The organism is Devosia sp. CAU 1758 (assembly GCF_054482695.1).
The window spans coordinates 613343-626012 of the sequence record NZ_JBTLRJ010000001.1 but is presented as its reverse complement, the minus strand read 5'-3'; the positions used below and the strand labels follow the sequence as shown (position 1 = coordinate 626012).

Below are 12670 nucleotides of genomic sequence, written 5' to 3'. Positions count from 1 at the left end.
CTCGCATCGGGGATCAAAAGCCAAGGTGTGGTTGTCCAGGTCGCCGAGACCCCCGCGCTGTGTGCGAACGGTGCCCCTCCGCCGGCTCCGGGTTCCAGAGCGGACTGACACCTCCTATCCCTTATCCCCTTAAGCGGATAAAGGCCCTACATAACCCCGCCCTATCCCCCCAATAAAAATCCTTCGTTGGACGCCCAGCCCCTCCAGCGCCACACTCCCTGCATGACCACCGCGCTCCTCTCCAACGGCGGCCCGCCGCTTGATGATGACGACAGTCACACCCCGCCCTGGGGCAGGAATGGCATTGGCCGCTACTTCGAGTGGGCGCAGGCGAAGAAAAAGGCCTTCGACGCGCCGTTCGACATTGCAAAACTCCGCGCCCAGCGCGCCGCGCTAATCGGGCTGACCTATGAGGAATATGTGCTGGAGATCCTCGAACGCGGGCGGTATCTCGCCGCCAGCGATACGGAGCGGATTGCGCAGATCGTGGCCAGGCGCGGGGTAAGGTATTGAGGGCACGACCTCGCCACAACCACCAGCGCGGCACCTCCCCCTTGACGGGCTTCGAGCCGGGCCGCAGGCAAACTCTCCCCTGTGGGGAGAGTTTAGGCGAGAAGGCCATGAGGCCTATGGCCGAATGGCGGGGCCGGCAGCGACGCTAGGCCCAAAGGGCCGTAGCAGAGCTGGTGGGGGTGCGCCACGTGCTGGTGGCCCCCACTTGAAAACCTGCCCAAACACCCCCCACCCCAGCCCTCCCCGCGAGGGGGAGGGAGTTGGATCGTGGCCAGGCGCGGGGTAAGGTATTGAGGCACACTTCATCCACCCCACCGCACGTCACCCTCGGGCTTGACCCGAGGGCTCTGCACTTTGGCGTATGGGCACTCCCCGACGGAAGGGAAGTACAACGCCCTCGGGTCAAGCCCGAGGGTGACGATCGAGGATCGCGAGACCTCCCTGCTCCCCAAAAACTTATCCCCGCCCCCTCCAACCTCCCCCATAATCCCCCCATCACTCCCGCGCGGACGGACTGCAGCGAACTTTGCGGGGGGAGCCGGGCGTAATTGGGTCGCTCCAGTTGCGCGATTAGGAAGCGGTCACCCTGCGACGAGCGTTCAATGGGGGCCGAGACCTATGCGAAAAACCGGTGTCCCGAGGCGGCGACGTCTCTATCTATTCAAATTTACTGAGACGCACGCGCCTCGGGATACGTCCATTTTCGAGAACCGGAGGTCGAGAGGGCCGGCCGGCGCTCGCCCGTGCCCGCAGCGCCCCTATGGCCATGGCCCACGGCACCGGATCGCCTTGCAAAGGCCACACCCATCCGGCATGCGGGAAAAAATTATCCAGGAGGCCCCCATGCGCTCTATGCGCGAATGGTGCCCACCGCACGCTCGAAGCTTGGACAGGCACAGATACCCCTCATCCGCCCGGAGCCTGCCCCTGGGCGCGAAGCGACCCGTGGGGGCACCTTCTTCGCCTTCTATCGCTCCACTGGAGCGATGAATTGATGCGCAACCGGCTCGAAGTCCCTCAAGAGGAGAAGGGGAAGCCCCAGCCCCCTCGCATCGGCCCCTAAACTCCACCATCCCCAGGCAGCGCCAACCGAGTTGCAAATGCCTCGCATATGCAAAAACGAACATGCATCCCCTTGCCCCCTCATTCATTCCCCTCCTGTCCCCACACACAGGAGCCGCCCCATGAACATTTCCGAAATGCTGTTTCAGAGTTGGGAGGACATTGTCCGCACGCTGCTGGTTGGCGCCCTCGCCTATATCACCCTGGTGCTGTTCCTGCGCCTCTCCGGCAAGCGGACGCTGGCCAAGCTCAATGCCTTTGATCTCGTGGTCACCATCGCGCTGGGGTCGACGCTATCCGCCATTCTCCTGCAGGAATCCATCGCTCTGGCCGAAGGGGCCACCGCCTTTGCGCTGCTAATCGCGTTGCAATATCTGGTCGCCTGGGCCTCGGTGCGCTCCAGCAAATTTGCCGCGCTGGTGCGCTCCGAACCCGCCCTCCTCGCCCGCGACGGACAATTCTGCCGCGCCGCCATGCACCGCGAGCGCATCACCGAGGAAGAAGCGATCAGCGCCATACGCCGGGCCGGCGCCAATGACGTCGACGAAATCGCCTTCCTGATCCTTGAAACCGACGGCTCGATCAGCGCCGGGCTGCGCTAGAATTGCAAAAGACCAAGCCGGAACTGAGCCTTAAAAAAGTAATCCCCGCCCCAAAATCCTCCCCCATAATCCCCCCATCACTCCCGCGCGGACGGACTGCAGCGAACTTTGCGGGAGGGGCCGGGCGCAGTTGGGTCGCTCCAGTTGCGCGATTAGGAAGCGGTCACCCTGCGACGAGCGTTCAATGGGGATCGAGACCTATGCGAAAAACCGGTGTCCCGAGGCGGCGACGTCTCTATTTACTTAGTTTTACTGAGACGCACGCGCCTCGGGATACGTCCATTTGCAACCGGAGGCCGAGAGGGCCGGCCGGCGCTCGCCCGTGCCCGCAGTGCCGCCGTGGGAATGGCCCACGGCGCCGGGTCGCCTTGCAAAGGCCACACCCATCCGGCATGCGGGAGAAAGCCATACAGGAGGCCCCATGCGCGCCCTCACCCGCCTTGCCATCGCCACGCTTGCCGCCATCGCCCTCGCGACGCCGGCTTTGGCGCTCACCATCACCGCCCGCGTCGCGGGCGGCAACATCGCCGTCCATGCCGGACCGGACGATCGCTTCGATGTGGTCGGCTATGTCCGCGACGGCGAGGAAATCCCCATCGACTCTTGCACCCAGGTCGATAGCGACAGCCGCCGCGGCACCTGGTTCGGCGATGCCGGCCACACCCTCTGGCCCTCGGGCGCCACCCAATGGTGCCGCATCCCCGACTATGGCTGGGTCAACCGCGCCTACCTCACCGGTCGGGGTCTGGTGAACGTCACCCCGCCCGATTTTCTCGGGCCGGGATGGTGAGGGGCAGCGTTGGAAATTGGAGTGAGGCGGGATGCCGCCTATTCTTCTCCCCTGAGGGGAGAAGGTGGCCCGATAGGGCCGGATGAGGGGTTCAGCGTTGCAGGTTTACCGACAGGCCTTCACCCCTCACCCCGGCCCTCTCCCCTGAGGGGCCGAGGGGGCGTAGGAGGCGAGGGTTGTGGACTTGCCTAAAGCCACCCCGCCAATTCCCGCCGCACCATGGATTCGATAAAATCCATGCCACCGGGCGAGGCATTCAGGCACGGGATATAGGCGAACTTCTCCCCGCCCGCTTCCATGAAGCTATCCTTGCCGCCCATGGCGATTTCTTCGAGCGTCTCGATGCAGTCCGCCGAAAAGGCCGGGGCCAGGATGGCGACCTTCTTCTTGCCCTGCCCCGGCAGCGCTTCCAGCGTCTTGTCGGTATAGGGCTGCAGCCATTCGGTCGGCCCGAACCGGCTCTGGAAAGTGACCATCAGCCGGTCCTTGTCCCAGCCGAGATATTCGCGCACCAGCCGCGTCGTCTTGTAACACTGGCAATGATACGGGTCGCCGCGCTTGAGATATTCCACCGGCATGCCGTGATAGGAGGTGATCACCACATCCGGCTCGAAATCGAGCTTTTCGACACCCTCGCGGATCGAATTGCCGAGCGCCGCAACATAAGCCGGGTCGTCGAAATAGGCCGGCGCCGTCCGCACCGCCGGTTGCCACCGCATGGTCTTGAGCGCATCGAAAGCCTTGTCATTGGCCGTCGCGGTCGTCGTTGCCGAATATTGCGGATAAAGCGGCACCAGGAGAATTTTCTGGCACCCCGCCTTCTGCATTTTCTCCAGCACGCTCTGGGTCGAGGGATTGCCATAGCGCATGGCAAATTCCACCACGATATCCTCGCCAGCCAGCCGCTGTGCTAGATTTTCCGTCTGTTCCCGCGTGATCACCCGCAGCGGGCTTTCGTTCTTTTCCTTGTCCCATATCTGGGCATAGGCGTGCCCGCTCTTTTGCGGCCGGAACGAGAGGATCACCAGATTGAGCAGCGGCCACCAGATCCATCTGGGCGTCTCGATAACGCGCGGATCGGAGAGGAATTCCTTGAGATAGCGACGCACGCTCCAGTAGGCGGTTCCATCCGGCGTCCCCAGGTTGAGCAGCAGCACCCCGATCTTCTGCTGCGGCACGGACGGATGGTCGGGCGGGAGGTGTGCGGACATGGGGGCCAGTTTGGAAATGTTCCAGAATTGGCCGGCACCATACCCGTTTGCCGTTTGATCGCAAGGCGGCGATGGGTCGCGCTTAAATGCTGGCCACCAGCAGCAGCACGCCGAATGCCAGCACCACCAGGGCGCCGGCCAGTTCCGCCCACCACACCAGCGTCCGGGCGATGGCGCTGTCGGCACCACCGATCCGTCCGGCCAGTCCCTTGGCCGTCACCGCCAGCGTCGCCAGCGCCGCCACCGTGATCGCCGTCCCCAGCCCCATCAGCAGCACGGCGGCAATGCCCGCCGCCAGCAAGCCCTGCGACAGCGCAAAGACCAGCACCACCAGAGCCCCCGAACAGGGCCGCAGCCCCACGGCCACGACCACGCCAAGCTGCTCCCGCCAATTGCCGCGAATATCCCCGGGCCCCACAGCGTGGTGCATATTGTGCCCATGGTCCTGATGCGCATGGGAGTGGTGGTGATCGTGGTCATGACCCTGATGATCGTGATGGTGGTCATGATCGTGGCTGTGACCCCAGCCAAGCACCTTGCGCAGCACCAGCCACAGCCCCAGCAGCGCCACCATGGCATAGGAGACGACGCCCACCCAATGCGCCGCCTCGCCCATCGCCGTGCTGGTCAGGTTGAGCAGGCCCGCCAGAACCAGCACGAAGCCGATCGCCACCAGCGATTGCGTCAGCGCCGAGAGCCCGCTGAGAACGATTCCCTGCCGCAATTGCTGCTCATTGGCCAGCACATAGGACGAGATGACCACCTTGCCATGCCCCGGCCCGGCCGCGTGGAAAATGCCATAGAGAAAGCTCAGCCCCCCCAGCACCCAGAACGCCGTCCAGTCGGTGCGCAGCGCATCGAGCGATGCCGTCAGCGCCGCGTAGAAGTCACGCTGCTGGGTCTGCAACCAGCCAAAAAATCCACTGCGCGGCAGGGTAAGCCCCACTTCGGGCGGCGGCCCGCCAAAGGGTGCAGCCGGGCGGGCAGCGGCCATTTGTTCTGTCGCCTCCATCGCCGTCGTGGCCGTATTTGCAGCGCCACAACTCAACACCACCATCCCTTGTGTTCCCCGCATGGCGGCGGCCAGATCCGGCGGCAGTTCGAGCACTTCCGGCCCAAGGGAATACAGGCGCTCCTCAATCTCCGGGGGCATCGGCACCGGCGGTTCCAGGCGCACGGCGCACCCTCCCGGCGCGTTCTCCAACACCACATCCGAGGGCTGGTTGACCGAGATCGCCACATAATATTCCGGGTCGTAGACCCCCAGTTCAAACCGTTCGCCCACCGGCTGCGGTGTCGTCGCAGTGATGGTGTAATCCAGCGTCACCCGATTGTCGGCATAGACCATTTTCTGGTCGCCGATCGCGGTGAAGTCCATGCCGTCTCCGGCATAGGTGTAAAATCCGTAGTCGGCCAATCCAAGCATGTTCTCGTCGGCCAGTTCCTGCATTTCTGCCGCGGTAACGACGCCGTCGCCGTCGGTGTCCAGCCCCTGCACCATCCACACCGAAAAGGCGGTATCGAAGGTCCAGCTGTGATGCAAAGCCGTAACGCGACCTGCTTCATCGAGGCGAACCACCGCCTTGGCATCGATCATGATGTGCGGATGTGCAAATGCAGGCTGCGCCAAGCCCAGTGCGACCAATGCCGCACCGATCAATCGCGCCGAAAGTGTGGTCAAGAACAGCCCCTAATGGACGGGATGGGTGGCGAACCACTCCACCAGATGATCGATCAAGGCCCGCACCTTGCCGGCCAGGTGCCGCCGGTGCGGATAGACAGCCTGCAGGGTCTGCCCGGTCGGCAGATAATCCACCAGCACTGGCACCAGTTCGCCCTGCTTCACCGCCGGTTCAGCCAGATAGGAGGGCAATACGACAAAACCGAGGCCCATTGCTGCCGCCGTGCGCGCCGCCAGGGGCGAATTGACGCGAACCGGCCCCGTCACCGGCACCGAGATGGTCTTGCCATCCTCGGTAAAGCGCCAGTTCGACTGCCCCTGCAGATTGACATCGACAATGCAGGGCAGGTGCCGCAGGTCCTCGGGATGCACCGGGGTGCCGACCCTTTTGATCAACGCGGGCGCCGCGCCTACCACGACATGCATGTCGGCAATCTTGCGGGCGATCAGCGAGGAATCGGCCAGCGTCGAGATGCGCAGTGCAACATCGATCCCCTCGTCGACCAAGTCGACATACCGGTCTTCCAGCCGCAGGTCGAGCGTCACCTTGGGGTATTTCGCGAGATAGCCGAAGATGGCCGGCGCCAGTGTGCGCTCGCCGAAATTGCGCGGCGCCGACACGCGCAACAGGCCGCGCGGCTCAGTGGTCTGGTCAGCAATATTGGCATCGAGATCATCAAGCTGCTGCAACAGGCTCGAGGCTTCCCGATAATAGCCCTCGCCGGCCTCGGTCAGGCTCAGCCGGCGCGTCGTGCGGTTCATCAGCCGCACCCCGAGATAGTCCTCGAGATCGGTCACATATTTGCTCAGCAATGCCTTGGAGCGGCCATGCTGCCGGGCGGCGGCCGAAAATCCGCCAGCGTCGAAGACCTGCACAAAGGCACGGATGCGAGAGAGGTCTTGCGACATGGCGTGTCCGTTCAGCCCAAGATGGTCAATGGACGCATAACTCATCTGCATGGGGTGAACAATAACGCCCCTTGGTCGTTGAGCGATTAACGATAGGATGGAACCGCAATCGACGGCGACAAGGAGATCGGACTATTTTCCCGCCCATGTCCAGACCCTCTCCCCGCTCCGCGCTCTACCGGCTCATCCAGGCGGGCCAACTCGCGCACAAGGCGCTGCTGGTGCCCGTGGTCGAGAAAGGTCTCGAGCCGGGCGACGACGCCGTGCTGTTCGTCCTCGGTCGGTCGGGCACCACCGAGGCCGAACTGGCCACCGAGCTGGGGCTGTCTGCCGATATGCTTGCCGGCCGTCTCGAGCGTCTCGCCAGCCGCGATTTCATCACCCGCCAGGCAGTAGGCCCGGAACTCGAGCCCGGCCTGGCGCTGACCGAGCGCGGAGTCCGCATCCGCAATGCGCTGGCTGAACACTGGGCCCAGGTGGAAGAGGCGCTTATGGGCGAACTCAAGCCCAAGCACCGCAAGAAATTCGCCGAGGCGCTGGGCCGTTTCGTCGATCTGCTGCGGCTTTAGCACGGCCACCGCGCCGCAACCTTAATAGTTCGTTCAGCTTGGGTTCATCCGCCATGGGCTTTTCTATGGGCAAGGCGTCAAAGCCAACCCAAAGGGAAAGGACCTTGCCCATGACCCTCCGGAATAAACTCCTCGCATCCGGCCTCGCCACGCTGGCTGTCATCGCCACCACCGTCGCTGCGTCTGCGGCTCCAGCCGTCGCCACGGGCAATGTTAATGTCCGGTCCGGCCCTAGCACGGGCTTTCGGGTTGTCGACACGCTGCGCCGCGGTGAACGTGTCGATGTGCAACATTGCCGCGGCAGCTGGTGCTTTGTCGAAAAGCGCGGCCCCGATGGATGGGTCTCCGCCAATTATCTGAGCAGCGGCCGTCCGAGCTGGGACAATGACTGGGATGACGATCACTGGGAGCGCCCGCGTCCCCCCCGTCCCCCACATTGGAATAATCCGCGGCCGCCGCGCCCGCCGCACTGGAACCCGCGTCCGCCGCGCCCGCAGCCCATCTACCCGAGCAATCCAGGCGCCAGCTTCTGCTTCAATGGCCCCAACGGATATTTCTGTGTCGGCAGCTGATCGCCAGCCACTGAACTCCAACGCCGCCCCGCAAGGGCGGCGCGTCCCATTGCGGCCGGCTTATTCGACCATCAGCCGGTCGATATCGACGCCACGCCGCTCCAGCGGCGCCCGCATGCGCCGCGCCAGATATTCATTGGCGCCGTAACCCACGATAGCGCCGATGGCCGCAACCGCAGCAAATCCCTGCCACCCCCCGTCCTGGCTGCCCACCACCGACGCAGCCAGGACCGTGGCTACGCCGATCCCGAGCACGGTCCAGCTCCTGCGTTGCTCGGCGACCTTGAGGTTCCGCGCGCCCGAATGCAGGAGATCACGCAATTCGGTGTCGCTCATCGCGGCCAGTTCGGGCGACCTGCGCTCGCGCCTTATAGTTTCGATATAGGCATCGACCCGCCGCATGGTCAGCGCTTCACGCTTTTCGCTCTGCTTGCCGCGCGTCAAAATGGTCCAGCCGCCGCCGACCAGCAAAAGCACCAGGGCTATCTCGATAAGCCAGATCATTGCGTGCTCCCCATAGCGCGACCAACCAAAATCCATCCTGATGCACACATGCCCTCTGAGACTTTCAAGTTCAAGGGCTGGGCTATTCCACGGCGGGAAGCGCCTCCTGCGCGACCTTGGGCACCCGTTTCGCCCTTTCGCGCGCCATCACCACCAGTCCAGCCGCCACGATGACGGCTGCTCCAAACAGCGAAATCGCGTCGATCCACTGCCCGAACACCACCACGCTCAGCAGGATCGCCCAGGGCAGCGAGAAATAGTTGAATGGCTGCAGCACACTGGCCGGCGCCATGGTGAGGGCTATGGTCATCACGCCATGACCGGCACAGGTGGTGATCATGACGATCACGACCAGAACGACATCCACCCAGCCCATGTTCTGCCAGAAGAACACGCCGACGCCCGCCGACATCACGAAGCCCACCAATGCGGCATAGGTCATGCTGGTGGCAGCGCTGTCGATGGCCGCGACCCTGCGCGTGACCACGATATAGAGCGCATAGAGCGCCGAGGAGGCCAGTGCAAACCCTGCGCCCCAGTCGAGCGGCACCCCGCCAGGCCGCATGATGATCAGCGCCCCGGCAAAGCCGGCCCCGACAGCCGCCAAGCGAAACCATCCGACCTTCTCGCCCAGCACGGGAATGGCGAACAGCGTTACCAGCAGCGGATAGACGATGACGATGGCCTGCAATTCGCCCAGCGGTACCGTTTGCAGTGCCAGCGCAAAAAACCAGATATCGGCCATCAGCAGCACACCGCGCAGCAGCTGTAACTTCGGGGTTCTTGAACGCAGGGCCTGCCGCAGGGGCGCCTGCCGCGCCACCAGTAACAGCGCAAAGGCGGCAAAGCCCCAATAGCGCATCATCGTGATCTGAAAGGGAGAGTAGTCCTGGACCAGCGTCTTGGCGATGGCGTCCTGGATGCCGAAAACGCCGATGGTCACAAGAGTCAGGACAATTGCGGGCCCGACCTGATCAGGGCGCTGTACGTCGGAAACAGGGGACATGAACGACTCGAATGAAAGACGCTCCGCGATCACAGGATCGCGGGGCGCCGTGAGACTATTGCAAGCCTCAGCTCTTCGCCATGGCCGACTTGATGATGCCGGCTATTGCCGTCAGCAGGCCGCCGCCGACCAGGCCAGTCGCGCCCTGTCCGGCCAGCGCACCCAGGTCGAGAGCACCCGCAGTTCCCGCTGCGCCATTGGCTGCACCCACCAGCGTGTCGAGTCCGGGGATCATGCCGGCGAGCCAGGTTCCGGCAAGCCCGCCAATCGCGCCGACAATGGTATTGCCGGCAGTGCCGAGATCAAGTTGCTTTGCCAATTGTCCGATGACATTGCCGCCAGCACCGCCAGCGATCAATTGCGCCAGGATGGGCACAATTACGTCCATAACCAGTCCCCCTCTTCTTGTGCAGAACCTCCCGTCCCGCAACAACAGCAGGCTACGCCCGTTATAAGTTCGGGCAAAGCACAAAACCCTGCTGTCAGCGGGTGACGCGCGCGAGACCTATCGCTGCCCGGCCCCGCAAGCCTGATTGATGCCCGGACCTGTTCCGGCCTATGGTCCGACCAATGTCCAAGACGAACAAAACCCTGTCGAATCAGCAACCCGGAGTGGCGCTTGTCACCGGTGCGGGAGACCGTATCGGCGCCGCTATCGCAATGGCCCTGGCCCAGGCCGGCCATGCGGTCATCATCCATTATCGCTCGGACGCGGACGGCGCCAGGGCGCTGCGCGGCCGCATCCATTCTACGGGCGGGCAGGCCGAAATCCTCAGCGCCGACCTCACCAGCCGTTCGCAGCGGCGCACCCTGATCTCCCGTGCCGCAGGCCTGCTCGGCCCTCTCACGGTCCTCGTCAACAATGCTTCCACCTTCGAGCCGGACAGTGTCCACGATGTCGATGAATCGCTTTGGGATACCCACTTCGCCGTCCACGCCGAAGCGCCGGTATTTCTTGCCCGCGACTTTGCCGCCCAGCTCCTCGACGGAACCGAGGGCAATATCATCAACATTGTCGACGAGCGCGTGCTGCGGCCCAGCCCGGCCTATTTCAGTTATTTCCTGTCCAAGTCGGTGCTCTGGACCGCCACCCAGACGCTGGCGCAATCGCTGGCGCCGACCATCCGCGTCAATGCGATCGGTCCAGGCCCGGTCCTGCCCAGTGCTCGCCAGAGCCAGGCCGACTTCGACCAGTCGGTCGACAATCTGCCGCTCAAGCGCCATGCCGACCCCGAGGCCATCGCCCAGGGCGTGCTCAACATTCTCTCAATGCCGGCCTTTACCGGACAGATGCTGGCGCTCGATGGTGGACAGCACCTGAGCTATTCCGCCCGCCGCGCACCCACGCCTCGACCATGACCGACGCGACCATGCCCCTCCCATCCGGCCCGGATGTCATTCGCGCCTTTGTCCGCACCCTGCCGGCAGCGCCGGGCGTCTATCGCATGCTCGATGCCGAAGGCGCGGTGATCTATGTGGGCAAGGCCAGAAGCCTCAAGGCACGCGTCACCAATTATACGCGGCCCGAGGGCCTGCCGGTGCGCATCCAGCGCATGATCGCGGCCACCGTGGGCATGGAATTCGTGCGCACCGAGACCGAATCCGAAGCGCTGCTGCTCGAAGCCAACATGATCAAGCGCCTGAAGCCCCGCTTCAACGTGCTGCTGCGCGACGACAAGAGCTTCCCCTATATCCTGATCACCGGCGACCACGAGGCGCCCGAACTCACCAAGCATCGCGGCTCCCGCCGCCGTCCAGGCAATTACTTTGGCCCCTTTGCATCCGCCGTTGCCGTCAGCCGCACCATCGCGAGCCTGCAAAAGGCCTTCCTCCTGCGCAATTGTTCGGACAGTTTCTATGCCGCCCGCACGCGGCCCTGCCTGCAATACCAGATCAAGCGCTGCGCCGGCCCCTGCACCCGCGAGATCAGCCTCGAGGGATATGCCGAACTGGTCGAAGACGCGCGGCAATTCCTCTCCGGCAAGTCTGACGCGGTGCGCAATCATCTGCAGACCGACATGAACAAGGCCGCCGAGGACCTTGATTTCGAGCGCGCGGCGCTGATCCGCGACCGCCTTTCGGCGCTGGCGCTGATCCAGTCGCAAGGCGACGCAACGGCTCGGTCGGTGGAAGAGGCGGACGTTTTCGCCATCCACCACGAAGGCGGACAGTTCTGCGTGCAGGTCTTTTTCTTCCGCGCCTTCCAGAACTGGGGCAATCACGCCTTCCGACCCAAGGCCGATGACAGCCTCACTGATGCCGAAGTGCTTGAGGCTTTCCTGGTCCAGTTCTACGAGGATCGCACCCCGCCGCGCCTGGTCTTGCTGAGCCACGACATGGCCGAGCCGACGCTGATTGAAGAGGCGCTTTCGAGTCGCGCCGGCCGCAAGGTGCGCATCGAGACGCCGCAGCGTGGGGAAAAGCGCGACCTCGTTAATCACGCCCTCAACAATGCCCGCGAGGCCCTGGGCCGCCAGCTCGCCGAAGGCGCCTCTAACCGCACTCTCCTCGAAGGCGTAGCCGAAACCTTCGGCCTTGAGGACGTTCCACGGCGCATCGAGGTCTATGACAATTCCCACATTTCCGGCACCAATGCGGTGGGTGGCATGATCGTCGCTGGCGAGGAGGGCTTTTCCAAGAAGCACTACCGGACCTTCAACATCAAATCGACCGACATCACCCCCGGCGACGATTTCGGCATGATGCGCGAAGTGCTGACCCGCCGTTTCTCGCGCCTCGCCGCCGAAAGCGAGACCGACGCCGAGGACGAAAATACCGGCATGCCGGACTGGCCCGATGTCGTGTTCATCGACGGAGGCGCCGGCCAGCTCAATGCCGTGCGCGAAGTCATCGCCGCGCTGAACCTGCCCAAGGAGGTGATCTTCATCGGTATCGCCAAGGGCGAGGAGCGCGACGCCGGTCGCGAGAAATTCTTCATCGAGGGCCGCGATGCCTTCATGCTGCCGCACCGCGATCCGGTGCTCTACTATGTCCAGCGCCTGCGCGATGAAGCCCACCGCTTCGCCATCGGCACCCACCGTGCCCGTCGCAAGAAAGACGTGGTGAAAAACCCGCTCGATGAGATCGAAGGCATCGGCCCTACCCGCAAGCGCGCCCTGCTCAACCATTTCGGCTCCGCCAAGGCCGTCTCCCGCGCCTCGCTTGTCGACCTCGAAGCCGTACCGACCATCTCGAGGGCGATGGCGCAACTGGTTTACGATCACTTCAACCGCAGCTAACGGCAGGCCGAT

General features: G+C 63.9%; 13 protein-coding genes. 7 read left to right on the top strand and 6 right to left on the bottom strand.

Going from position 1 to position 12670, the window contains the following annotated elements; genetic code table 11:
- Positions 1-222 precede the first annotated feature (222 nt).
- The 3 genes from ACXYMS_RS03110 to ACXYMS_RS03100 all read left to right on the top strand — a co-directional run bounded on the left by ACXYMS_RS03110 (position 223) and on the right by ACXYMS_RS03100 (position 2967).
- Positions 223-513, top strand: a complete 291-nt coding sequence (locus tag ACXYMS_RS03110) for a hypothetical protein (protein WP_458903569.1) — start codon at positions 223-225, stop codon at positions 511-513.
- A 1184-nt stretch (positions 514-1697) separates the two neighbouring features.
- Positions 1698-2177 carry a DUF421 domain-containing protein gene (locus ACXYMS_RS03105; protein WP_458903567.1) on the top strand — a complete coding sequence of 160 codons (480 nt, stop codon included), beginning with the start codon at positions 1698-1700 and terminating at the stop codon, positions 2175-2177.
- A gap of 421 nt (positions 2178-2598) precedes the next feature.
- Positions 2599-2967: an SH3 domain-containing protein gene (locus ACXYMS_RS03100; protein WP_458903565.1), complete on the top strand. Its 369-nt coding sequence runs from the start codon at positions 2599-2601 to the stop codon at positions 2965-2967.
- A gap of 188 nt (positions 2968-3155) precedes the next feature.
- On the opposite strand, the gene hemH is transcribed toward ACXYMS_RS03100, so the two are convergent.
- From hemH to ACXYMS_RS03085, 3 genes are all read right to left on the bottom strand, one after another.
- Positions 3156-4178 carry a ferrochelatase gene (hemH, locus tag ACXYMS_RS03095; RefSeq protein WP_458903563.1) on the bottom strand — a complete coding sequence of 341 codons (1023 nt, stop codon included), beginning with the start codon at positions 4176-4178 and terminating at the stop codon, positions 3156-3158.
- Positions 4179-4260: 82 nt separating this feature from the next.
- A complete protein-coding gene (locus tag ACXYMS_RS03090) occupies positions 4261-5859 on the bottom strand; it encodes a HoxN/HupN/NixA family nickel/cobalt transporter (protein ID WP_458903562.1) in 1599 nt (532 codons plus the stop codon).
- Positions 5860-5868: 9 nt separating this feature from the next.
- Positions 5869-6768 (bottom strand): LysR family transcriptional regulator, encoded by a 900-nt coding sequence (locus tag ACXYMS_RS03085; RefSeq protein ID WP_458903561.1) that lies wholly within the window; start codon positions 6766-6768, stop codon positions 5869-5871.
- A 146-nt stretch (positions 6769-6914) separates the two neighbouring features.
- On the opposite strand from ACXYMS_RS03085, the gene ACXYMS_RS03080 reads away from it, so the two are divergent.
- Entirely contained in the window at positions 6915-7337 is a 423-nt protein-coding gene (locus tag ACXYMS_RS03080; protein ID WP_458903559.1) for a hypothetical protein, read from the top strand.
- Positions 7338-7447: 110 nt separating this feature from the next.
- On the top strand, positions 7448-7909 hold the full coding sequence (locus ACXYMS_RS03075; protein ID WP_458903558.1) for an SH3 domain-containing protein: 462 nt from the start codon (positions 7448-7450) through the stop codon (positions 7907-7909).
- Positions 7910-7969: 60 nt separating this feature from the next.
- Here ACXYMS_RS03075 and ACXYMS_RS03070 read toward each other — a convergent pair whose 3' ends face one another.
- From ACXYMS_RS03070 to ACXYMS_RS03060, 3 genes are all read right to left on the bottom strand, one after another.
- Positions 7970-8413 carry a hypothetical protein gene (locus tag ACXYMS_RS03070; protein WP_458903556.1) on the bottom strand — a complete coding sequence of 148 codons (444 nt, stop codon included), beginning with the start codon at positions 8411-8413 and terminating at the stop codon, positions 7970-7972.
- 82 nt (positions 8414-8495) lie between these two features.
- Positions 8496-9419: a DMT family transporter gene (locus ACXYMS_RS03065; RefSeq protein ID WP_458903555.1), complete on the bottom strand. Its 924-nt coding sequence runs from the start codon at positions 9417-9419 to the stop codon at positions 8496-8498.
- A 67-nt stretch (positions 9420-9486) separates the two neighbouring features.
- Positions 9487-9807: a hypothetical protein gene (locus ACXYMS_RS03060; RefSeq protein WP_458903554.1), complete on the bottom strand. Its 321-nt coding sequence runs from the start codon at positions 9805-9807 to the stop codon at positions 9487-9489.
- Positions 9808-9989: 182 nt separating this feature from the next.
- Here ACXYMS_RS03060 and ACXYMS_RS03055 point away from each other — a divergent pair, with 182 nt between their 5' ends.
- Entirely contained in the window at positions 9990-10778 is a 789-nt protein-coding gene (locus ACXYMS_RS03055) for an SDR family oxidoreductase (RefSeq protein WP_458903552.1), read from the top strand.
- 11 nt (positions 10779-10789) lie between these two features.
- Positions 10790-12658 carry an excinuclease ABC subunit UvrC gene (gene uvrC / locus ACXYMS_RS03050; RefSeq protein WP_458903551.1) on the top strand — a complete coding sequence of 623 codons (1869 nt, stop codon included), beginning with the start codon at positions 10790-10792 and terminating at the stop codon, positions 12656-12658.
- The last annotated feature ends 12 nt before the right edge of the window (positions 12659-12670 follow it).